Source organism: Pseudomonas sp. RIT357, assembly GCF_000632245.1.
GTDB classification, from domain to species: domain Bacteria; phylum Pseudomonadota; class Gammaproteobacteria; order Pseudomonadales; family Pseudomonadaceae; genus Aquipseudomonas; species Aquipseudomonas sivasensis.
The window spans coordinates 25,825-48,361 of the sequence record NZ_JFYX01000022.1 but is presented as its reverse complement, the minus strand read 5'-3'; the positions used below and the strand labels follow the sequence as shown (position 1 = coordinate 48,361).

Genomic DNA, 22,537 nt, shown 5'->3' with positions numbered 1-22,537 from the left:
CGTATAAATTCTCGCAAGGGAAAACGGGGCGTACAAAGGATCTATCCAGTTTTTTTCGGTCCGGCATACCGCCTTCGTGGGCAAGTCTGTAAATACAAAATAATCGGGCGTTTCACACCACCTCCAAATAAGAACTATGAACCGCCCCCGCCAACTCCCTCACCGTCTCAATAAACTCCGTCAACCGACTATGCAGCCCATCCTCCAGAATCTCATCAATCCCCGTATACCTCAGCCGCGCTTCAAACTCTGCGGCCAGGCGTTGCGCCGTACGCCCATAACTACCGGGCAAGTCTGCGAGGATATGACTCAACTCCTCGATACACGCATGCAGTGAACGCGGTACATCACTGCGCAACAGCAGTAACTCCGACACCGACCGAGCATTCAGCGCATTCGGGTACAGCTCGGTGTACGCCTCGAATGACGACAACGCGCGGAGCAGGGCGCTCCACTGGTAATAGCCGCGTGCCGAGAGGTCGCTGACTTCTTCGGACTCTTCGCCGAACATTTCGTAGCGCGCATCCAGCAGGCGCAGGGTGTTGTCCGCACGTTCGATGAAGGTGCCGAGTCGGATGAACCGATAGGCGTCGTTGCGCATGATGGTGCCGGAGGTCGCGCCGCGGAACAGGTGGGAACGCTGCTTGACCCAGTCACAGAAGTGGCTGATGCCGTGCCGCGCCAGGCCGCCGGCGGCGATGCTGCGCATTTCCAGCCAGGTGGCGTTGAGGTTTTCCCACATGTCGGCGGTGATGCGTCCGCGCACGGCGTGGGCGTTGCCCCGTGCGGCGCGCAGGCAGTTGTAGATACTGGCGGGGTTTTCTTCGTCGAGGGCGAAGAAGTGCAGCATGCGCTCGGCGTCCAGTTGCTTATGGCGCTCCAGATAACTCTCCAGCGTGCCGCTGCTGAGCAGCGACATGGCCAGTTCGTCTAGGCCATCGCTGCGTCCGGCCTGGGGCATCAACGACAGCGAATAACTCACTTCCAGCATGCGCGCCAGGTTCTCGGCGCGCTCCAGGTAGCGGGACATCCAGTACAGATCTGCGGCGGTTCTACTCAACATGATTCAGCCCTCCACCACCCAGGTGTCCTTGGTTCCGCCGCCTTGCGACGAGTTGACGATCAACGAGCCTTCACGCAGTGCCACCCGCGTGAGGCCACCGGGCACCAGGCGGGTTTCCTTACCCGAGAGCACGAACGGCCGCAGATCGATATGCCGGGGCGCAATGCCGTTTTCGACAAAGGTCGGGCAGGTGGACAGGCTCAGGGTCGGTTGGGCGATGTAGGCGTGAGGCCGCGCTTTGATGCGTTGACGGAAATCCTCGATCTCGGCGGCGGTAGAGGCGGGGCCGACCAGCATGCCGTAGCCGCCGGAGCCTTGGGTTTCCTTGACCACCAGTTCCGGCAGGTGGGCCAGCACGTGGGACAACTCATCGGGTTTGCGGCACTGGAAGGTCGGTACGTTCTGCAGGATCGGTTCCTCGTCCAGGTAGAAACGGATCATTTCCGGCACGTACGGGTAGATCGACTTATCGTCCGCCACGCCGGTGCCGATGGCGTTGGCCAGCACCACGTTGCCGGCGCAATAGGCGGCCACCAGGCCGGGCACGCCGAGCATCGAGTCCGGATTGAAGGCCTGTGGATCGAGGAAGGCGTCGTCAATGCGCCGGTAGATCACGTCCACGGCTTTCGGGCCGTCGGTGGTGCGCATGAAGACCTTGAGGTCGTGCACGAACAGGTCGGCGCCTTCCACCAGTTCCACGCCCATTTCCCGGGCGAGGAAGGCATGTTCGAAGAATGCGCTGTTGAAGCGGCCGGGGGTCAGCACCACCACATTGGGGTTGTCCAGGCGGCTTGAGCTTTTGAGGGTTTTGAGCAACAGGTTGGGGTAGTGGTCCACCGGTGCGATTCGCTGCTTGGCGAACACCTCGGGGAACAGGCGCATCATCATCTTGCGGTCTTCGAGCATGTAGCTCACGCCGCTGGGGGTACGCAGGTTGTCTTCGAGCACGTAGTAAGTGCCGTCGCCGTCGCGCACCAGGTCGACGCCGGAAATATGCGAGTAAATATCGCGGTGCAGGTCCAGCCCAACCATGGCCTTCTGATAACCCTCGTTGCCCAGCACCTGGTCGGCGGGAATGATCCCGGCCTTGATGATGCGTTGGTCGTGGTAGATATCAGCGAGGAACATGTTCAGCGCATTGACCCGCTGGATACAGCCGCGTTCGATCACGCTCCACTCACTGGCGGGGATGCTGCGGGGGATGATGTCGAAGGGAATCAGGCGCTCGGTGTCCTGCTCGTCACCATAGAGGGTAAAGGTGATCCCGGCGCGGTGAAACAGCAGGTCGGCTTCGCGGCGACGCTGGGCCAGCAGTTCCGGCGGCGTGTTGGCCAGCCAGCGGGAGAAATCCTGATAGTGCGCACGGCATACGCCATTTGCGTCATTCATTTCGTCAAAGAAAGATAGAGCCATTCCAGTACCTTGTCAGTGCCCAGGGTTGCGTGGGGGTGGCACTGCCGCTTCAAAAAACGCATGTTTTTATGAGCCTGTGGCGCAGAGTGCCAGCAGGCCTGGTCCTTACTTTCTTATGGGGTCGGCTCTGGGTCGGGCGGTAACGATTGCTCCTGTATCCGGGCAGATGAATGGGTTAAGCAATGCGTGTGCCGGAATGCCCTTGAGGTGACTGGGTTTGCTGTGGCGAGCGGGCAAACCTGCTCGCCACAGCGCGCCCAAACGCCATAAAGCCTGCTGGCCGAGTCATCCCCTCCCAGCAGCGAGCCCTTCCTGGCGCAACCCATTCACCATAAAGAGGCAATGCGCGCCCTGGTGTGGTGCATGAACAAACTTGAACTTCATTCGCGCCCGGTTCTTCTAACGAAACTCGAATCCTTGTGGAGCACGCCCGTGCCCAGAATCATTTCACCCGACACACCCGAATCGAGCCTGGACGATCACAGCGAGCACACCGCCAAGATTTTCGGCTCGCCCAAGGACCGCCTGGACTTTTACCGTCGAGAAATTCAGTACGAAACCTCAATCCTGGCCAACCGTACCGACGCCTATCTCACCGCGCAGTCGTTTCTGGTGATTGCCTTTGTCTCCGGCATGGGCAACCTCAACCCCGAGTGGGGCAAGTTGTTTACCCTGGTGGTGCCGGTTTTCCTCGCTGCGCTCGGGATTCTCAGTTCCTTGAACGCCTGGCCGGGCATCCGCGCTGCGTATGACATCATCGATCACTGGCACTTCAAGCAGAGTGAGTTGCTGCGCAGCGAACCGATAATGGGCATGGCCTATGACGAATCACCGCTGTTTTCCGAGATGGAGTCTTCCCATAAGGGCTACCGCAAGTCGCTGCTGTTCTCCATGCGCGCTCCGTGGCTGTTCATGGTGTTCTGGTTGCTGCTGGGCATCTATGCGTTTTATATCCAGGTCGACAATCCGATCCGCTAGGCAATTGGACGGAACTTCAACGCGCAGCGTGGCGCCTTAACCTTACAGATCCCAGTGAGAGGTGACCCATGAGCACATCCAACGATCCACAAGTCAGTAACCGTAACGATCCGGCGATTGACCGCGGCGAACCGGCCCCCGGCACCAGCGCTGACGCCCCAAAGGACCCCAAGGCCAAGAGCGATCCCAAGGCGAAGGACAACGACTACAGCCCTGATTTCAAGCCCGAGCGCGAGCCCAAGCCTGAAACGGATGCAGATATCGACACCCAAGGCGGTTAGAGGAGAAGGTCATGTCTAAAGAACTCGACGAAGAACTTAACGACCCAGGCAATGAAGATCCCGGGTCACTGATGGATGATGCCGAAGTCCCGCTTAATGATCTGGATGAAGCAGCCGATCTGGGCAACACCGAAGATCAGGAATGAGCCCGTTACTTAAGGCGCTCCAGCAATAGCCGCTCCAGCGTTACCACCGGCAACGGCCGGCTGAACAGATACCCTTGAATCTGATCACAGCCGGCCTCCTTCAAAAACGCCAGTTGCGCCTGGGTTTCCACGCCCTCGGCCACTACGCGCAATTTCAGACTGTGCGCCAGTTCAATGATGGTGCGGGTGATCGCCGCATCCTGCGGGTTGGTAGTGACCTCGCGGATGAACGCGATGTCGATTTTCAGCGTATCGATGGGAAACCTGCGCAGGTACGCCAGGCTTGAATAGCCGGTGCCGAAGTCATCAATGGAGATCTTCACGCCCATGGCGCGCAAGCGTTGCAGGCTGGCGATGGTGTGCTGGGTGTTTTCCATCAGCGATCCTTCGGTCAGTTCCACTTCCAGCCAGTGCGCTTCAACCCCGGTGCTCTCCAGGCTATGGGCGATATCGGCAATCAGGTCGCCCTCGATTAACTGATGGCCGGACACGTTGACCGACACTTCTACCGCGCCGATGTCACTGCGTTGCCACTCGGCAATCTGCTGGCACACCTGCTCGATCACCCAACGCCCCACCGGTACGATCAGGCCCAGGCTTTCCAGGATCGGCACGAAGACCGCCGGGGACACCGCGCCATAATCGGGCCGGTCCCAGCGAAGCAAGGCTTCCAGTGCGCAGATATTGCCGTTGGCCAACTCGACCTTGGGCTGGTAGTGCAGGGCGAATTCGCCCCGCTCAATGGCCTCACGCAGGGCCTTCTCCATGTCTACGCGGACCAGATCATGCACATTGCCCTGGGTGGTATGCACGGTGTGCTGGTGCAACCGTTGCTCCAACTGCTCGCTGCGTTGTTTGAACTGGTCACCATGGGCCTTGAGCCGCAGCAGGTTGCGCACCCGCAGCCAGAGTTCCAAGTGCTCCACTGGCTTACTGAGGAACTCTTCGGCGCCTGTTTCCAGACCGCTGACCCGAGCGCTGATGTCGCTCAAGGCCGAAAGCATGATGATCGGGATGTTCGCCGTGGCCGGGTTGCCCTTGAGCTGGGTGGCCACTTCATAGCCGTCCATGCCCGGCATCATGATGTCCAACAGGATCAGATCCGGTGGTTGCTGCGCCACCAACTGCAACGCTTCTTCACCGCTGCAGGCGCTCAGGGTCAGGTAGCCCTCGTGTTGCAGCAGGGTTTCCAATAGCTTGCGAACCTGGGGTTCGTCGTCAACGATCAACAGCGTTGCGGGTGAGCTGGCCATGGAGAGGACTCATTCAGGAGGTGTGAGGGTTGGGTTCAGCAGGGTGTCGATCTCCTGGTACAGCTCCTTGTAGCGCAGGGGTTTGCTCACGTAGGCGTCGCATCCGGCGAGGCGGGCTTTTTCCCGGTCTTCCTTCATCGCCATGGCGGTGAGGGCGATCACCGGGATGTGAGCCGTGTGAGGGTCTTGCTTGAGCAGGCGAGTGGCTGCCAGGCCATCCATGCCTGGCAATTGAATGTCCATCAAAATCAGAGCCGGCTGGTGTTCGCGGGCCATGGTCAGGCCGCTCTCGGCGTCGGCGGCCCACAGCACAATGTGGCCGGCGTTGACCAGCAGTAAGCGCGCAAGACGCATGTTGGCTTCGTTGTCTTCGACAATCAGGATGTTGGCCATGTGGCCTCCACAGTAGCGGCGGCGCGATGCAGCGGCAGCCACACCACAAAGCGTGCGCCCAGGCCTTCGCGGCTGGCCACGGCAACGCTGCCGCCCTGCAGATCGGTGAGCTGCTTGACCATCGCCAGGCCCAGGCCGGTGCCTTCGAATTTGCGTGCCAGGCTGCTGTCGATCTGGCTGAACGCCTTGAACAACTTGCCCATGTCATCCGGGGCAATCCCGATACCGCTGTCGCTGACGCTCAACTCAAGAAAGCGGCGGTGCGCGCTGGGTTGCAGGGCAAAGCCATGCACCGGCCAATCGCCGGCGACCAGCCCCACCTCATCGCGGCTGACCTCACGCACCGCCAGGGTCACGTCGCTGCCGTGGGCGCTGAACTTCACCGCATTGGCCAGCAGGTTGTAGACGATTTGCTTGGTCTTGCGCAGGTCCAGGATCAGCGTGCCCAGGTCGTCCTGGCTGTCGAGTTTGAGTTGGATACGCTGCAGGGCGGCTTTTTCGCGCACGATCAACAGGCTGTTGGCCAATAAACCGGCCAGCTCCACCGGCTCCAGTTCCAGGTCCATCATCCCGGCCTCGACCTTGGACAGGTCAAGGATGTCGTTGATCAGCGAGAGCAAGTGCTGCCCGCTGGTGAAAATATCGCCGATGTACTCGCGCTGGACATCAGTCATGTCGCCCACCAGCCCGTCCTTCAGCGCCTCGGAAAAGCCGATCACCGCGTTCAGCGGCGTACGCAATTCGTGGGACATAGTCGCGAGGAACTCGGACTTCATGTGGTTGGCGTGTTCCAGCTCCAGGTTCTTTTCTTCCAGGGCGCGCTCAAAGCCTTTGCGCTCGGCTTCTTCCTGTTTGCGCGCAGTGTTGTCGGTACCGATCAGCAGGTAGCCGATGATCGTGTCATTGCGATTGCGCAACGCCGTCACTGAGACCATCGCCGATAGCCGACTGCCGTCCTTGCGGATATAGGTCAGCTCGTAGATGTCCTCGATGCCGCGCGAGGCCTTGAACACCAGCGCTTCGAACCCGGGGGTGATCGGCGTATCCAGTTCCTCGCTGAGGGCCGCCGCGCGGGTGATCAGCTCGGCAGGGTCGGAAATGTCAGCGGGGGTGATGCGGTTGACCACATCGACAGCGGCATAACCGAGCATGCGTTCGGCGCCGACATTGAAGATCTGGATCACGCCTTTTTCATCGGTAGCGATGCTGGAGAAATAAGCGCTATTGAAGATGGCGTCTTGCAGGGCGCCGGTCTTGAGTAGGGTTTTCTGGCGTTTGAATTCGACGATTTTTTCAGCGCGTGACTGCGGTTCGCTGGGGTGGTCGGTTGAGCTTTTATCCATCGTGGTGGGGTTCCGTGAACGTAAGGCCCGCCATCGTCAGTGGGCGAGGGCGCAGAGCATGCTCACAGAAGATCGCGATGAAGCGACGAGGAGGAGATGAGGTCCTTGGACAATAGCAGACATTATGGCGATTTGATGTCTTGGTCTATCTCTTCGGATTGGAAGGCACTCATATGAGTGCCTTCGAGGCTTGTCGTTAATGAATCGTTTCACTCATGGATAAACGACCTGCGCCAGCGCTGGTTTACCTCAGCGCAGACCGAACATGAATTCTCTTTGTGGGCAATTGCTGCTTCTGGCCTTAACGGCCATGTTGAGATTGCGCAGTTCGTTGCAAATCTGCGCGATGTTTTTCGGCGTGACGTAAAGGTTGTTGGAAAACCACAGGTGCTTGGCAGTGGGTAAGTTTTTCAGGGCTCCGCCCGCCGTGAGTATTCGCAAAACGATGGTGGAGCAGTTTTTGCGGAACAGATCGTAATGGGCGTTGGTTTTGTTCCTGATTTTGAACCATTCCGCCCGCATGTTCGCCACGTCCAGCCCGGAGACTGTATAGACCAGATGGGGAGGGCTGCCTTCGGCGCTTATGTCCGACTCCAGGAACAGGTTGCGTCCTTGCGGCTGCTTGCCTAACCACTGCGCGTCACTTTCCGGCCACCAACTCACGTAGTTGGTATTGATATGCTCGATCGCCCCCCTGTCGGCATGCCGTGCCTCTCTATTTGCATACGCGTAGTAATTGCGCTCTATATTTTTTCCGATATGTGGGTCGCCGATGTACAGGGCGGCGTGGCCGACGTTTGTCTCTTGCTTAGCAAATACGGGAAACCAGATATAAACGACGGCGCTGGAAAGGGGCATGGTCTTCGATTTTTTCCGCGTGAATGAGGGGCGCGCATTCTAGTCAGGTCATCTGTCTTTGCCCCTTACCCTACGGGCATAGGGTTGTAACCAAATCCATCCTGCTGCCCGCAAAATTTCACCAAACAGCTTGGTGAAACGTTTCTTCAATGACAAAAATGCCTAAGCAAGCGCTTGCGTACGAAAATGTATCTGGATTAGAGTCGGCCTCGCTTAACCACAAAAATAATAAAACCAGGAGCTCAGCCATGAGCCTTGAACCCTTGCTTGAGATGCAGGGCATCAGTAAAACCTTCAGCGGTTTGCGCGTGCTCAAAAGTGTCGGCCTGAAGGTCTACCCCGGCGAAATCCACGCCTTGATGGGGGAGAACGGCGCCGGCAAATCGACGCTGATGAAAATCCTCCCCGGCGCCTACCAGGCCGCCCCCGGCGGCAAAATTCGCATCAGCGGCCAAACCATCGCCACTTACACCCCCGCCACTGCCAAAGCCCTCGGCATCGCCGTGATCTATCAAGAGCTGAGCCTGTGCCCGAACCTGAGCGTGGCCGAGAACATCTACCTGGGCCGTGAACTGCGCCGAGGCTGGACCATCGACCGCAAGGGCATGCAGGCCGGCTGCGTCGAAGTGCTGCAACGCCTGGGAGCTGAGTTCACGCCGGCAACTCAGGTCAGCAGCCTGTCGATTGCCGAGCGCCAACTGGTGGAAATCGCCCGCGCCTTGAACGCCCACGCCAAAATCCTGGTGATGGACGAACCCACTACGCCACTCTCGTCCCGCGAGACCGACCGGCTGTTCGCGCTGATCAAGCAACTGCGCAGCCAAGGGTTGGCGATCATCTATATCAGCCACCGTATGGCCGAAATCTATGAATTGTCGGACCGCGTCTCGGTGTTGCGCGATGGCCAGTACATCGGCGAACTCACCCGCGATGCGCTGTCGGCCGAGGTGCTGGTGAAGATGATGGTGGGCCGTGACCTGTCCGGTTTCTATAAGAAAGAACACGCCGCCTACAACCCCGGCAACGTGGTGATGCGCGTGCGCGACATGGCCGATGGCAAACGCGTGCGCAACTGCAGTTTCGATTTACACGCCGGTGAAGTGCTGGGCATCGCCGGACTGGTGGGGGCAGGGCGCACCGAGCTGGCGCGGCTGATCTTCGCTGCCGACCCCCGTACCAGCGGCACCCTGGAAGTGGTGGGCAAGACCGTCACCCAACTGCGCACCCCGGCGGATGCGATTCGCGCCGGCGTGGTGTACCTCACCGAAGACCGCAAGGCCCAGGGCCTTTTCCTGGATATGAGCGTGGCCGACAACATCAACGTCTGCGCCTGCGTGCCGGACGCCCATGCCGGCGGCTTGCTGGATCGCGGTCATGCGGCGCAGCGCTCGAATGACGCTATCAAGTCCCTGTCGATTCGCGTCGCTTCGGGCAAGGTCAATGTCGGCGCGTTGTCCGGCGGCAACCAGCAAAAGGTGTTGCTGGCACGGCTGTTGGAGGTCAAGCCCCATGTGCTCATTCTCGACGAACCGACGCGGGGCGTAGACATCGGCTCCAAGTCCGAGATTTACCGCATCATCAATCAACTGGCCCAGGCCGGCGTGGGCATTGTGGTGATTTCCAGCGAACTGCCGGAAATCATCGGCACCTGCGACCGGGTGCTGATCATGCGCGAAGGCCAGTTGGTGGCCGAAGTCGGCGGGGCTTCCGGCCACGCTATTTCCCAGGAACGTATTATTGACCTCGCCACCGGTGGCGATCAGGTGGTTGCCCATGGCTGATTCGATGATTGCAACAACAGGCAAGGCAGAGCGCGTGCGCGAACTGATGCGCACGGTCGGCATGTTGCCGGTGCTGATCTTGCTGCTGGTGGGCTTCGCCCTGGCCAGCGAGAACTTCCTGACGGTGCAAAACCTGTCGATCATCACCCAGCAGGCCTCGGTCAACGTGGTGCTCGCGGCGGGCATGACCTTCGTGATCCTCACGGCGGGCATCGACCTGTCGGTGGGGGCGATTCTAGCCGCGTCCGCCGTGGTGGCATTGCAGGCGTCAATGTCGCCGCAGTTCGGTATGTTCGGGATTGCCGCCGGGATTGGCTTTGGCCTGTTGCTGGGCCTGGTCAACGGCGGGCTGATCGCCTTTATGCGCCTGCCGCCGTTTATCGTCACACTCGGTGCACTCACCGCGATGCGCGGCCTCGCACGGTTGCTGGCGGATGACAAAACCGTGTTCAACCCCGACCTGCCCTTTGCGTTTATCGGTAACGATTCGATTCTTGGTGTGCCGTGGCTAGTGGTGATCGCCGTGGCAGTGGTGGCGTTGTCGTGGTTCATCCTGCGCCGCACCGTGATGGGCGTGCAGATCTACTCGGTGGGCGGCAACCCAGAAGCCGCGCGGCTGTCCGGGATCAAGGTGTGGAAAGTGCTGCTGTTTGTCTACGCCATGTCCGGTGCGTTGGCCGGGCTTGGCGCGGTGATGAGCGCCTCGCGCCTGTTTGCCGCCAATGGCCTGCAACTCGGGCAATCCTATGAGCTGGATGCGATTGCGGCGGTGATCCTCGGCGGCACCAGTTTTACCGGCGGCGTGGGCACCATTGGAGGCACGCTGATCGGTGCGCTGATTATCGCGGTGCTCACCAATGGCCTGGTGCTGCTGGGCGTGTCGGATATCTGGCAGTACATCATCAAGGGCATCGTGATCATTGGCGCCGTGGCGCTGGATCGTTATCGCCAGTCCGGTGCGCGGACCTGATTTCACTCATACAACAATCACAAGAGAGACTCCCATGAAGCTAAAACACCTGTTTCCTGTCATTGCCTTGGCCGCCCTGATGTCGCAAGCCGTGGAGGCCCGGGAGCTCAAAGCCCTCGGCATCAGCATGGGCTCGTTGGGTAACCCGTATTTCGTGACCCTGGCCGACGGCGCAACCGCCCGCGCCAAGGAGTTGAATCCCAACGTCAAGGTCACCTCGGTGTCGGCCGACTATGACCTGAGCAAGCAGTTTTCGCAGATCGATAACTTCATTTCGTCCAAGGTCGACCTCATCCTGATCAACGCCGTCGACCCGTCCGCCATGGCCTCGGCGATCAAGAAAGCCCGCGATGCCGGTATCGTCGTGGTCGCGGTGGATGTGGACGCCAAAGGCGTGAATGCCACCGTGCAGACCGACAACGTCGAAGCCGGCAAGCTCGCTTGCCAGTACCTGGTGGACAAGCTTTCGGGCAAAGGCAATGTGATTATCCAGAACGGCCCGCAAGTGACCGCTGTGACCGATCGCGTCAAAGGCTGCAAGGCTGCACTGGCCGGGGCGCCAGAGATCAAGGTGCTCTCTGACGACCAGGACGGCAAAGGCTCCCGCGAGGGCGGCTTGAACGTGATGCAGGGTTACCTGACGCGCTTCGCCAAAATTGACGGCCTGTTCGCAATCAACGACCCGCAAGCCATCGGCAGCGACCTGGCGGCCAAACAGCTCAAGCGCAGCGGCATCATCATTACCTCAGTGGACGGCGCGCCGGATATCGAGAACGCTCTGAAGACCGACACCCAGATCCAGGCGTCCGCCAGCCAGGACCCATGGGCCATGGCCCAGACTGCCGTGAACGTGGGCAATGACATTCTCAATGACAAAGCCCCGGCCGAAGCGGTTACCCTGCTGACCCCCAAACTGATCACCCGCGACAACGTCGGTACGTACAGCGGTTGGTCCAGTAAACATTGATCTATTGAGAGGAACGGCGCCGTGGTCACCATGGATGACGTGGCAAGCAGGGCGGGGGTGTCGACGTCGACCGTGTCCCACGTGTTGAACGGCACCCGCAAAGTCAGCCCGGCCACGTTGCAGGCGGTGCAGCGGGCGATCCAGGCGTTGGGGTATATCCCTAATACCCTGGCGCGTTCGCTGGCCCGCTCCAGTACCAACACCCTTGGCGTGGCGATCTCGGCGTTGTCCAACCATTACTTCAGCGAAACCGTGCACGCGATTGAAACCGAGTGCGCCAAACACGGCTACATGATGCTGTTTGTCGATACCCATGATGACCCGGAGCAGGAATTGCGGGTGGTCACGGCGCTGCATCATCGACGGGTCGACGGGATTGTCCTGGCGCCGTCCAACGGCTCGATGGCCCTGGCGTATTTGCAGGCCAACGAGATTCCAGCGGTGTTGGTGGATCGCATGATGAGTGAGCACTTCGATCAAGTCGGGGTGGAGAATGCCCAACCGACCCAGGCCCTGATTGAACACCTGATTGCCCATGGGCATCGCCGTATCGGTTTCATCGCCGGACGTGCCGGATTCAGCACCACGGATGAGCGAGTGGCGGGGTACAAAGCCGCTTTGCAAGCGGCGGGGTTGGTGTTTGATCCGCAACTGCTGGTCGACGGCGGCTCCAACACTGAGCCGGCACGCCAGGCCACCGTTCAGTTGCTGGGCTTGGCTGCGCCGCCCACGGCGATCATGGCCGGCAATAACCTGATGACCCTCGGTGCCATGCAGGCACTGCGGGAGGCGCAGATCGAGGTGCCGGGGCAAATGGCCCTGGTGGGGTTCGATGATTTCGATTGGGCGGATTTATTTGTGCCGCGTCTGAGCCTGATCGCGCAACCGGTCAAGGCCCTCGGCGCACGCGCGGTCGAGTTGCTGCTGCAGCGCATGGCTGCGCCCGGCGCGCCACCCCAGAGCGTACGACTGGCACCCACCCTGCAATTACGTAACTCCTGCGGCTGTGATTGATTGGAATAACGCACGTATGAACAGTCCTGTTTCCCTCGGAATCGACCTCGGCACTTCGGAACTCAAAGCCATCCTCATGGATACCGGCGGTGCTGTACTGGCCCATACCGGCGTGCGCTTGAACGTGTCACGGCGCCACAGCGGCTGGTCCGAGCAGGCCCCGGAAGATTGGTGGCAGGCGTGCCTGCAGGCCTTGGACCAATTGCGCCAGCATGAAGCGTTTGCCCGAGTGGCCTGTATCGGGCTGTCCGGGCAGATGCACGGTGCGGTTTTACTTGGCGATGACGACCGCGTGCTGTACCCGGCAATCCTGTGGGACGACTCCCGCGCCGTGGCCGAAGCCGAACAGTTGGGACCGACCTTTGCCGAGGTCACGGGCAGTTTGCCCATGGCCGGGCTGACTGCACCCAAGTTGCTGTGGCTGCAACAGCACGAACCTGAGGTATTCAACGCGATTGACTGTGTGCTGTCGCCCAAGGACTACCTGCGTTTGCGGCTCAGTGGCGAGCGGATCAGCGAAATGTCCGATGCGGCGGGTACGCTGTGGCTGGACGTGGCGCAACGTGAGTGGTTCGCCCCGATGCTGCATGCAACGGGCCTCACGCCTGCGCAGATGCCCCGGTTGGTGGAAGGTGGCGCCGCGAGTGCGTGCGTGACGCTCAGTGGCCTGGGCTTGCCGACAAACGTGGTGATCGCCGGTGGTGGCGGCGATAACCCGGTGGCCGCAGTGGGTATGGGGGCGATCAATGCCGGTGATGCGTTTATCACCCTTGGTACCAGCGCGGCCCTGGTCGCGATCACCGATCACGCTGCCGGTAACCCGGCCAGCGCTGTGCACAGTTTCTGCCATGCGCTGCCCAACCGCTGGTACACCATGGGCGCCATGCTCGCCGGCGCCAGTTGCCTGCGCTGGGTCACTCGGCTCACCGGGACGGCGGATGAGCAAACGCTGTTGAATCAGGTGCAGGCGCAATTCCCGATCGGACAGCCCGTACCGTTGGATACGCCGCTGTTTCTGCCTTACCTGGCCGGTGAGCGTACGCCCCATAACGATCCATTGTTGCGGGGTGGGTTTATGAACCTCGGTCACGACTGCAATCCCGCCATGCTCGGTTATGCAGTGATGGAGGGCGTGGGCTTTGGCCTGCTGGATGCGTTGCGCGCCGTGCAATCCGCTGGTGCCAGTGTCGGCGCCTGTGCGCTGGTGGGCGGTGGTGCGCGCAGCGAGTACTGGGCCCAACTGCTGGCCAACATCCTCCAGCGGGAAGTCCATACCCTGCACGGCAGCGAACTGAGTGCGTGTATTGGGGCGGCGAAGCTGGGGTTTCTGGCGATGGGGCAGGGCGCGGAGTTGTTGCAGGCGGGTATGCCGGTGAAGGCGCGTTATCAGCCTGATTTGGCTCAGCATGGGTTACTGGAAATGCGCTATGCCAAATTCAAGCAGTTATTGCCCGCCGCCAAGGCGTTGCGTGATTGAAGGGCTGCCTGTCGCGCATATTGAACTACAGTTAAATCTGGCGTCAGTTGCGAGTTTACTGTGCCACGGGCATTTCGCCGGCGCAGTCTCGGAGCGAGTGGAATCAGCTGCTGCAACTGGGTAATTGACTACTCAGGGAGAAGCACGATGCGCTCCGAAAAAAATCCTTCCACCCTTGCAACGTGGCAGAAAGGGGCGCTTCGCCTTGCATCACCTGCCTTGGTACTAATTGCCTTTGTGTGGGTGACTGTTGCGACCGGCACCGCCCGGGCTGACGATGCTCCCTCCCTGATCATCCTTGACAGTGGTGCCCCGAAAACCGTGCTGGGCCAGCCCGCCAGCCTGGGCCGTGGTAACGCAAAATTGTTGCTTGATACACAGCAGTGGCTGGACATTCCGTTGGACCGGAGCGTGACGGTCAGGGTCAAGAAACTTCGAGTTTCCCAGCAGTCCGGTGCCACGGTGTGGGTGGGTGAGGTGCAACCTTCCGCATCCGGGCGTCGTTACATCTCTCCCGGTACTGACCTGTCCCATGACCTGGCCATAGACCCCAAGAACCTGGCGATCCTGGTGGCCCATGATGAGCGTGTCACCGGCACCGTTATCGTGGACGGGGTCAGTTATGAAATTTTACCCATGGAGAATGGCCAGGTTGCCGTCTCGCGCAGGCAAGACGCCGACCTTCCTGACCCCCCACTTGTCGACACCCTGAACGCACGCGATGTGCAGGCAGTTGCGCGCAACGGCGACACGGTGCAGCAGCCGATACGTGTCCTGACGGTCTATAGCAACGATGTTCGCGATGCGTTGGTTGATCCCGTCGCACAAGGCATCAAGCACTTCGAGTATTTCAAGACGGTGGCCCAGCTCAGTGGGGTGACCGGGGTGTTTGAAAATGCAGGTGTGGCGCACATCGACTACAACCAGCCATCCAAGCAATGCCTGGGCGATTTGCCCTGCATGAATCGGTTGCTGAGCCCGGTCGGGACGTTAAGCAGTGATATTCGCACCCAACTAAAGGCCCATGTGGTCATCGCAATGCTGGATACCGATGGCGGCCTCGCGTCCACCGCAGGGCCCACATCGCTGAGACAAAGCCATGCCTACGCGACCATGCACAGCGCCCAGACCTACGCCCATGAAGTCGGTCATTTATTGGGCGCACACCATGAAGATGCCGGGACGCCCTATCCGTATTCCCGTGGTTATTGCCAGCGTAGCGTCTTGCCTTACTGGCACACCCTCATGGGGTATTGCGGCGGTGCCACACCGTCCTCGGTACGTATTGGTGTCTATTCCAATCCGCAATTGACGTACCAGGGATTACCCACCGGGGTAGAGGGCGTGAATGACAATGTACGTTCCATCAACAACTGGCATTCGGTAATCGCCGGTTTTTTCCCACCTCCCGATCCAACAGGGGCGCCCATCGCCAGTGGCTTCGTGGAGTTGGGGCAAAAAGACCTGCCGTTTTCCGGTGAGCGCGCCACGCTCAATGCCAAGGCGTCACGCAATCCTGGCGTGGACGCGCTGCAATTCGAATGGTCACAGCTTGAAGGTGCGCCGGCGGCTGTGATCGACAACAGCCAGTCGGACATGGCCGTTGCACATTTCCCTGAAGTCCAGGTGCCCACCGACTATCGCTTTCGCCTCACCGTCAGGAATGCCACGGGGGCCGTGGACACCACCGTGGCCAGCGTACGCGTGTATCCGCGCACCCTCGGGGACGCTTGCGAAAACGTGGCGCCATGGGACCCCGCGCAGGTGTATTCCGTGCCCGGCCAGCCGGTGAGCTACCAAGGCAATCTGTACCGTCTCATCGTGCCTGCGAGCGGTAGTTCTGCGCGACGTGCACCGGCCGTCTGGAGCGGATTGGTCGCGCCGATGAACTGGCGGCTGTTCAAGACCTGTGACGACGCAAGGACTTTGCAGCAGCGTCTGGCGGCGGTGGACCACTGGGCAAGGGTCAACCGCGACGCGCCGGTGACTGTTGGCTTGCAGCAACAGCTGCACAATTTGTTGGCGCAATTACGCATGGACTGGCCCGTGCCGGCAGCGGCGGGGCGCCTGCGCCCGATCGAGTTCGAATCCAAAAACTGCGTGGTCAAGGACGCGGCCAACCCCCTCAGGTTGGTGGCGCAGGAGGCTTGCCATGAGCCCAATGCGGCGCGCTGGTTGCTCGATGGCAGTGGACGCCTGCACGCCATGGATACCCCGGAGCTGTGTGTGCGCAACAACGGCAATGATCAGCCAGTGACGTTGCAAGCCTGTGTCGACGACAGCACGCCCTGGGTCCGTCTCAAGGAAGCGTTCATTGACTACCAAGGGGCCGTGGGGCTGTCCCTTGCAAGCGACTTCACCGTAAACCCGTCGGTGGATTACGGTAATTTCCTGGCCAACGTGGGGGGGAGTCTGATCACCAAAACAAAAATCCCGACCAACTCCGTCACTTACACCCGCTTCGGCAACGTTGCCCAGGACGCCAGTTTGCTGCTGGCCCATGCGGGCGCGGACACCTTGAAAGTGGTCGGCCACGTGATGGACAGCGAAGGGCAGCCCGGTACCGCACCGCCCATTCCGCCGATGATTGTAATCAGCGGGCCCACCGAGGCCAGCAGTGGTGACAGCGTGCAACTGGACGGCGCGGGTTCGAGTTCCATCAACCCAGGCGCCAACCCGCTGATTTACACGTGGGAAGCACCGCCCGAACTCAGCGCACACACCGACGGTGCGCGGCTGCAATTCAACGCGCCGACGGTGACCACGCCGACGCCGTACACCTTGGCCCTTCGGGTCGATGACGGGCAGCTCCAGGCCCGTGAAGAGCATGTGGTCGTGGTGCGCAGCCAGGGACAAGGCGGGCCCGAAGGCGAGCTGAACGCTCCGGCGGAGGTGGTGGAAAAAACCACCGCGACCTTTACGGCCTTGGTCAACTCCCCCGGCAACTTGCCCTTGATGTATGACTGGCGGATCCCACCTGGGTTTACGGGCCAGGTGGGCAATAACGCGAGCGTGACCCTCACGGCACCGCCGGTCGCGGCTGACACGACGCTTGAGTTGGCCCTGGACGTACGCGACAGCAACGGCGCAACGCTGAATTTGCACAAAAACGTAATCGTCAAAAAAGATACCCAGTTGGTCGGGGGAACCATCGTCGGCGAAACGCAAGTTCCGAGCGATCAGGCCTTCACCCAGCACGTCGAAATCGGCAACCCGCACAATCGTGAACTGACCTACGTATGGACCGTAACATCGCCGCCCGAAGGCGCCTTGACGGTAATAGGCCCTAGCGATCAGCGGGAGATCACCCTCAAGGCGCCTAAGTTGATGGCTAACAAGAATGGTTACGTCAGGGTGTTGGTCCGAGATGGTGTGGGCTTCGCATCGCTGCCGAACAAAACCATCCAGATCAAGGCGTATGAATATCCTCCTTTGATCGGCCGCATGATCTTGCCTAACCATGTCAACGTGGGGGACATCTTTGAGCCCCGGGTGATCATTGATAACCCTGAAGACCGGGATCTGAGCTATCGCTGGTGGGTGAACACCGCCAGCTTCGAATTGTTGGATGCCGACCCCAAGCAGCCCACAGCCCGAGTGAAGGCGGTCAAGTCGAGTAATAACGGTGGGTTGGTGGTTCAGGCCACGGTCAGCGACGGCGGCCCACGAACGGTGATTTACAACGAGCCACGCGTGGTTGTTGGAGAACCGTCCGGCGCCAATCCACCCCAAGGTCAACTGAACGGCCCTCTGGAAGTCGTAAGTGGCCAAAGCATTCGTTACCAGGCCGCGTTTACCTCGCCCGTTGGCAATCCCTTGAATTACGCGTGGGTCAAAGGCTCATTGATCGGCGCCACGCCCAACAGCGCCGATCAGACCTGGACCGCGCCGCAAGTGACCACCGATCAAGTGGTCACCGTGGCGGTGACGGTTTCTGACGCGGCCCGCAACAGTGTCAAAAAAGCCGTCGCGGTGTTGGTCAAGGCCAGCGGCTCTGAGCCTGATCCACTACCGCCGGTGGGTAAAATCATCAGCACAGACGACGTAGAAGCCGGTGCATCCATCCTGTTCACTACCGACGCAGCCTCGAACCCGCCGGGCGGCGAACTGAAGTACGCGTGGTCCATTTCGCCGCCACTGGACGGTACGCTGGTCGATGGCCCGTCGCTGACACTGCGTGCGGCCCAGGTCAGCGTGGTGACCCCGGCCACGGTGTCATTGACCGTCACAGACAGCAAGAACGCCAGCCTGAACCTGCGCAAGACGGTGAGCGTCGTACCGTCCGCCAGGCCCGTCGCCCAGATCAGTGGGCCCACCACGGTCGAGGCAGGCAAACCCCTGGCGTTGTCGGCGACCGGCTCAAGTGGGCTCTCGTTACGCTACGCATGGCAGGCAGAGGGCTTTACCCCGGCCGCTTCGGTGACAGTCAGCCCAACGTTCACCGCGCCCACCACTGCGGGCGCGCGAAGCATCGGGCTGACTGTCACCGACGCCGCCAACCGCACGGCCAGCGCCAGTCATTCGGTGATTATCAGCCCACCGGAGCAAGCCGGGGATTGCGCGCCGCCGTGGGTGGCGAGCAAAGCCTATTCGGTCAACAACGAGAAAGTCTCGTATGACCGCTACAACTATGAGGTGGCGCACTGGACGCAAAACCAACGGCCGGATTTGAACTGGGTCATCACAGGCAGCGCCAAACCTTGGCGACGGCTGGCGCCCTGCACACCCTAGAGGGGCGGTAAACGCCGCTTTACCGGGGTTTTCTTGACGATGGCCGTGTTGGTTTCGGCATAGGCGTTGAGGCGGTCAAGCAGGCTGTCGAGATGGTCCATGGTGCGTACATGCAGACGGGCGATAAAGCAGTCTTCGCCCGTCACCTTGTCGCACTCGGTGAACTCGGGGATCGCCTGGATCTGGCGTTCCACTTCCTGCAACTGGCCGGGCAGAGGACGGATGCGCACGATGGCTTGCAGCAAATAGCCAAAATGCTTGGGGTCAATGTCCACGGTGTAGTGGGTCAGCACGCCGCGTTCTTCCAGGCGACGCAAGCGTTCGCCAACGCTGGGCGAGGACAGCCCGGTAATACCCGCCAGGGCCTTGAGCGACAAACGCGAGTCGTCCATCAAAGCGGCGATAAGTTGCTGGTCGATGGTGTCAATCATGGTGTTCGCCTAATAAGAAAAGGTGATTTCCGGTGTTTGCCTTTTTTAGTCACTGGAGCCGATCACGCGCAGATTGCCATAATTGAGCCTCACTTGAGGAGCTCCAATCATGGATACATCGATCCGTCGCGGTTCTTGGGAAATGGTCGCCGCCATGCTCATCTCGGGCACCATTGGCTGGTTTGTGCTGGTGTCGGGCGTGTCGGTGATTGAGGTGGTGTTCTGGCGCTGTGTGATCGGTGGGCTCACGTTACTGCTGGTCTGCGCGGTGCTGGGTTATCTGCGCCTGGACTTGCTCACTTGGGCCCGGCTCGGGCTGGCGATGCTCAGCGGCGTGGCCATCGTCGGTAATTGGTTACTGTTATTTGAATCCTATTCCCGCGCATCCATCGCTATCAGTACGGCGGTGTACAACGTTCAGCCGTTCCTGTTGGTCATGCTGGCGGCGCTGTTTCTCGGTGAAAAAATCACCTTACAGAAACTGGCCTGGCTGAGTGTGGCGTTTATGGGGATGCTGGCGATTGTCACTGCCCATGGCGAGCAGCAGAGCAGTGGCGGGGACTATTTGACGGGAATCGTCCTGGCGTTGGGCGCGGCGTTTTTGTATGCCGTAGCGGCATTGATCATCAAGCGCTTGAAGGACGTACCGCCGCATTTGATGGCGTTGATCCAAGTGATTACCGGCGCACTGCTACTGGCGCCGCTGGTGCCTTGGAACAGCCTGCCGCAGGCGAGTAATGCCTGGTCGGCATTGGTGGCCCTGGGCGTTGTGCATACCGGGTTGATGTATGTGTTGCTGTACGGGGCGATCCAGAAACTGCCGACGGCCATCACCGGCGCGCTGTCGTTTATCTACCCGATAGCGGCGATCGTCGTCGATTGGATTGCCTTTGGCCACCGCCTGGGCTGGCTGCAATGGCTGGGGGTGGCGGCTATTCTGCTGGCGGCTGCCGGGTTGCAGCGGGGCTGGTGGTGGCCCCGCTCCCGCAGGGTTAGTGCGTGCCCTGAAAGATGATCTTATCCGGGTTGAAATGCTCCACCACGCTGCCCGGCTGCGGCAAGCCAAGGATATGCCCCTTGATCTTGCCCACCACATGCATCTCGCACGGCTTGCAGTCGAACTTCAGCGTCAGCACTTCGTCGCCATGGATCAATTGCATCGGCGCGACCTTGGTTTTCACGCCCGTCACACCCTTGGCCTGTTTAGGGCAGAGGTTGAACGAAAAGCGCAGGCAGTGCTTGGTGATCATCACCGGTACTTCGCCGGTTTCTTCATGGGCTTCAAAGGCAGCGTCGATCATCTGGACGCCGTGACGATGATAGAAGTCGCGGGCCTTTTGGTTGTAGACGTTAGCCAGGAACGACAGGTGCGCTTCCGGGTAAACCGGCGGCGGCGTGGTCTCGGCCTTGCGTCCACCACGGGGGTGAGCCGCGACACGGGCCGCAGTCAGCGTTTCGATCACTTCGCGGCGCAATGCCTTGAGCTGCGAGTTGGGGACGAAGAACGCCTGTGGCGCGTCCAGCTCGATATTCGTCGCGTGATACTCGGTAGTCCCGAGTTGGCCAAGCAGGTCGCGCAGGGTATCCAGCGCCTGCTCCGGCTTGTTGGCCGCGCCGAACGGGCCGGGCAGGGTGACGCTGGCGCTGATGCCTTCTTCACTGGTGGCGGTAATTTCCAGCTGGTCTTCACGCAGGCGCGCGACCCACGACAGGCCGATACGGCGCTCCGCCGAGGTCTTGAGCAGCGCTTGTTGCCAGTTATGGTCCAGGTTGCGGTTCAGCGGATGGTGCGGGCGCAACTGGTGCAGACCGGCCGGCATTTCGTTCGGCTCGACGCGGTAGCGATAGCGCTTCTGGCCGTCTTCCTCGAACTCGCCCTTGGGTTCGGCGATGTTGGCGCGAAAACCCACCACTTCGCGTTTGACCAGCACGTTCAGCCCGTCACCGTTGGACAACGGCTCATGGGTGACCACTTGCAGATCGCGCTTGCCGGCTTTTTCCACCGTACCGACCGGCAGGCCGGTGAAGGTCGGCGTGTCGAAGGCGCCGATGTCGATCTTGCGGTCGCTGACGAAATAGTCGGTGCTGCCACGGTGGAAGGTTTTTTCCGGGTCAGGCAGGAAAAAGTGCACGGTGCGGCCGCTGGAAGCGCGGGCCAAGTCTGTGCGGTCTTCAAGCACGTCGTCGAGGCGCTGGCGGTAATAGGCGGTGATGTTCTTCACATAGCCCATGTCCTTGTAGCGGCCTTCGATCTTGAACGAACGCACACCGGCTTCGACGAGGGCGCGGATGTTGGCGCTCTGGTTGTTGTCTTTCATCGACAGCAGGTGTTTTTCAAAGGCCACGACGCGGCCCTGATCGTCTTTCAAGGTATACGGCAGGCGGCAAGCCTGGGAGCAATCGCCACGGTTGGCGCTGCGGCCATTTTGCGCGTGGGAGATGTTGCACTGCCCGGAGAACGCCACGCACAGGGCGCCGTGGATAAAGAACTCGATGGCGGCATCAGTCTCGTCGGCGATGGCGCGGATTTCTTGCAGGTTCAGCTCACGGGCCAAGACCAACTGCGAGAAACCGGCCTGGTCGAGAAACTTCGCGCGGGCCAGGGTGCGGATATCGGTTTGGGTGCTGGCGTGCAGCTCGATGGGCGGAATATCCAGCTCCATCACACCCAGGTCTTGCACGATCAACGCGTCAACACCGGCGTCGTAGAGCTGATGGATCAGCTTGCGCGCGGGTTCCAGTTCGTTGTCATGCAAGATCGTGTTGATCGTGGTGAAGACGCGCGCATGGTAACGGTGAGCGAACTCTACCAACTGAGCGATATCGCTCACGTCATTACACGCGTTATGACGGGCGCCGAAACTTGGGCCGCCGATGTAGATGGCGTCGGCGCCATGCAGGATCGCCTCCCGCGCGATGGCGACATCGCGGGCAGGGCTGAGCAATTCCAGGTGATGCTTGGGCATGGACATAGTTTTTTTAGTCAGGCTTGTCACGGTTGAGGCGCGCATTGTAGCTGTGAAATGCCTGACCGGCATCAACTCAGGCCTGGGCGGCCATCGCGGTCACTTCCACGCGCATGCCTTCTACCGCCAATGCAGCAACGCCAACCGCCGCACGCACGGGCCAGGGCTTGGCAAAGAAGCGTTTGTAGACTTCATTAAAGGCCGCACGATCGGCCATATCCGTCAGATAAATGGTCAGGTGCATTACCCGATCCATGGAGCTGCCGGCCTTTTCCAGCGCGACTTTCAGCGCTTGCAGGGTGCATTCGCATTGCAGGGAGATATCGCCCAGCTCCAGGCTGCCGTCGGCGCGGGTCGGGATCTGGGTGGAGACCAGGATACCGTTGAAGCCAATTACGTCGGATGAGATGGAGTCAGCATCAGGATCGGGGGTGTAGGACAGGTCGTGGTTGGCCATGGGCGCCTCTCGTTG

19 protein-coding genes are annotated in these 22,537 nt (G+C 60.5%); 10 read left to right on the top strand and 9 right to left on the bottom strand.

The annotated features are described in order from the left end of the window. Positions 1-112 precede the first annotated feature (112 nt). Both BW43_RS12620 and BW43_RS12625 read right to left on the bottom strand, forming a co-directional pair. Entirely contained in the window at positions 113-1,063 is a 951-nt protein-coding gene (locus BW43_RS12620; RefSeq protein WP_032887395.1) for an alpha-E domain-containing protein, read from the bottom strand. Between the two features lie 3 nt (positions 1,064-1,066). After that, on the bottom strand, positions 1,067-2,476 hold the full coding sequence (locus BW43_RS12625) for a circularly permuted type 2 ATP-grasp protein (protein WP_032887392.1): 1,410 nt from the start codon (positions 2,474-2,476) through the stop codon (positions 1,067-1,069). 432 nt (positions 2,477-2,908) lie between these two features. On the opposite strand from BW43_RS12625, the gene BW43_RS12630 reads away from it, so the two are divergent. The 3 genes from BW43_RS12630 (at position 2,909) to BW43_RS29290 (ending at position 3,881) form a co-directional block, all read left to right on the top strand. Beyond that, the gene (locus BW43_RS12630; protein ID WP_032887390.1) at positions 2,909-3,454 is read left to right on the top strand and encodes a hypothetical protein; all 546 of its coding nucleotides are present in this window, start codon (positions 2,909-2,911) and stop codon (positions 3,452-3,454) included. A gap of 68 nt (positions 3,455-3,522) precedes the next feature. Then, positions 3,523-3,735 (top strand): hypothetical protein, encoded by a 213-nt coding sequence (locus tag BW43_RS12635; protein WP_032887388.1) that lies wholly within the window; start codon positions 3,523-3,525, stop codon positions 3,733-3,735. An 11-nt stretch (positions 3,736-3,746) separates the two neighbouring features. Then, positions 3,747-3,881, top strand: coding sequence for a hypothetical protein (locus BW43_RS29290; RefSeq protein ID WP_256226451.1), 135 nt, complete (start codon positions 3,747-3,749; stop codon positions 3,879-3,881). A 5-nt stretch (positions 3,882-3,886) separates the two neighbouring features. Here the strand turns inward: BW43_RS29290 and BW43_RS12640 are convergent, their stop codons facing one another. The 4 genes from BW43_RS12640 to BW43_RS12655 form a co-directional block, all read right to left on the bottom strand. Continuing rightward, a complete protein-coding gene (locus BW43_RS12640; protein WP_032887387.1) occupies positions 3,887-5,134 on the bottom strand; it encodes an EAL domain-containing response regulator in 1,248 nt (415 codons plus the stop codon). Between the two features lie 9 nt (positions 5,135-5,143). Beyond that, positions 5,144-5,527 (bottom strand): response regulator, encoded by a 384-nt coding sequence (locus BW43_RS12645; protein ID WP_032887385.1) that lies wholly within the window; start codon positions 5,525-5,527, stop codon positions 5,144-5,146. After that, entirely contained in the window at positions 5,512-6,870 is a 1,359-nt protein-coding gene (locus BW43_RS12650) for a HAMP domain-containing sensor histidine kinase (protein ID WP_032887384.1), read from the bottom strand. Before BW43_RS12650 ends, BW43_RS12645 begins: the two co-directional genes overlap by 16 nt. A gap of 249 nt (positions 6,871-7,119) precedes the next feature. Continuing rightward, positions 7,120-7,728 carry a hypothetical protein gene (locus tag BW43_RS12655; protein WP_256226449.1) on the bottom strand — a complete coding sequence of 203 codons (609 nt, stop codon included), beginning with the start codon at positions 7,726-7,728 and terminating at the stop codon, positions 7,120-7,122. A gap of 248 nt (positions 7,729-7,976) precedes the next feature. Between BW43_RS12655 and BW43_RS12660 the strand changes: the two genes are divergently transcribed. From BW43_RS12660 to BW43_RS12685, 6 genes are all read left to right on the top strand, one after another. Then, complete coding sequence (locus BW43_RS12660; RefSeq protein ID WP_032887381.1) at positions 7,977-9,509, top strand: sugar ABC transporter ATP-binding protein; 1,533 nt, start codon at positions 7,977-7,979, stop codon at positions 9,507-9,509. After that, positions 9,502-10,479 (top strand): ribose ABC transporter permease, encoded by a 978-nt coding sequence (locus BW43_RS12665; RefSeq protein WP_032887379.1) that lies wholly within the window; start codon positions 9,502-9,504, stop codon positions 10,477-10,479. Before BW43_RS12660 ends, BW43_RS12665 begins: the two co-directional genes overlap by 8 nt. 34 nt (positions 10,480-10,513) lie before the next feature. Further along, positions 10,514-11,446, top strand: coding sequence for an ABC transporter substrate-binding protein (locus tag BW43_RS12670; protein WP_032887376.1), 933 nt, complete (start codon positions 10,514-10,516; stop codon positions 11,444-11,446). 21 nt (positions 11,447-11,467) lie between these two features. Next, on the top strand, positions 11,468-12,460 hold the full coding sequence (locus BW43_RS12675) for a LacI family DNA-binding transcriptional regulator (RefSeq protein ID WP_032887374.1): 993 nt from the start codon (positions 11,468-11,470) through the stop codon (positions 12,458-12,460). Positions 12,461-12,476: 16 nt separating this feature from the next. Then, positions 12,477-13,937: a xylulokinase gene (gene xylB / locus BW43_RS12680; RefSeq protein WP_032887372.1), complete on the top strand. Its 1,461-nt coding sequence runs from the start codon at positions 12,477-12,479 to the stop codon at positions 13,935-13,937. A gap of 147 nt (positions 13,938-14,084) precedes the next feature. After that, positions 14,085-18,668, top strand: a complete 4,584-nt coding sequence (locus BW43_RS12685) for a hypothetical protein (RefSeq protein WP_032887369.1) — start codon at positions 14,085-14,087, stop codon at positions 18,666-18,668. Here BW43_RS12685 and BW43_RS12690 read toward each other — a convergent pair. After that, a complete protein-coding gene (locus BW43_RS12690; protein WP_032887368.1) occupies positions 18,665-19,099 on the bottom strand; it encodes an Lrp/AsnC family transcriptional regulator in 435 nt (144 codons plus the stop codon). The two genes, BW43_RS12685 and BW43_RS12690, sit on opposite strands and share 4 nt — an antisense overlap. A 109-nt stretch (positions 19,100-19,208) precedes the next feature. Here BW43_RS12690 and BW43_RS12695 point away from each other — a divergent pair, with 109 nt between their 5' ends. Beyond that, positions 19,209-20,114 (top strand): DMT family transporter, encoded by a 906-nt coding sequence (locus BW43_RS12695; RefSeq protein WP_032887365.1) that lies wholly within the window; start codon positions 19,209-19,211, stop codon positions 20,112-20,114. Here BW43_RS12695 and BW43_RS12700 read toward each other — a convergent pair. Then, entirely contained in the window at positions 20,092-22,071 is a 1,980-nt protein-coding gene (locus BW43_RS12700) for a U32 family peptidase (protein ID WP_032887361.1), read from the bottom strand. The genes BW43_RS12695 and BW43_RS12700 overlap by 23 nt on opposite strands. A 70-nt stretch (positions 22,072-22,141) precedes the next feature. Further along, the gene (locus BW43_RS12705; RefSeq protein ID WP_032887358.1) at positions 22,142-22,522 is read right to left on the bottom strand and encodes a RidA family protein; all 381 of its coding nucleotides are present in this window, start codon (positions 22,520-22,522) and stop codon (positions 22,142-22,144) included. Between the last annotated feature and the right edge of the window lie 15 nt (positions 22,523-22,537).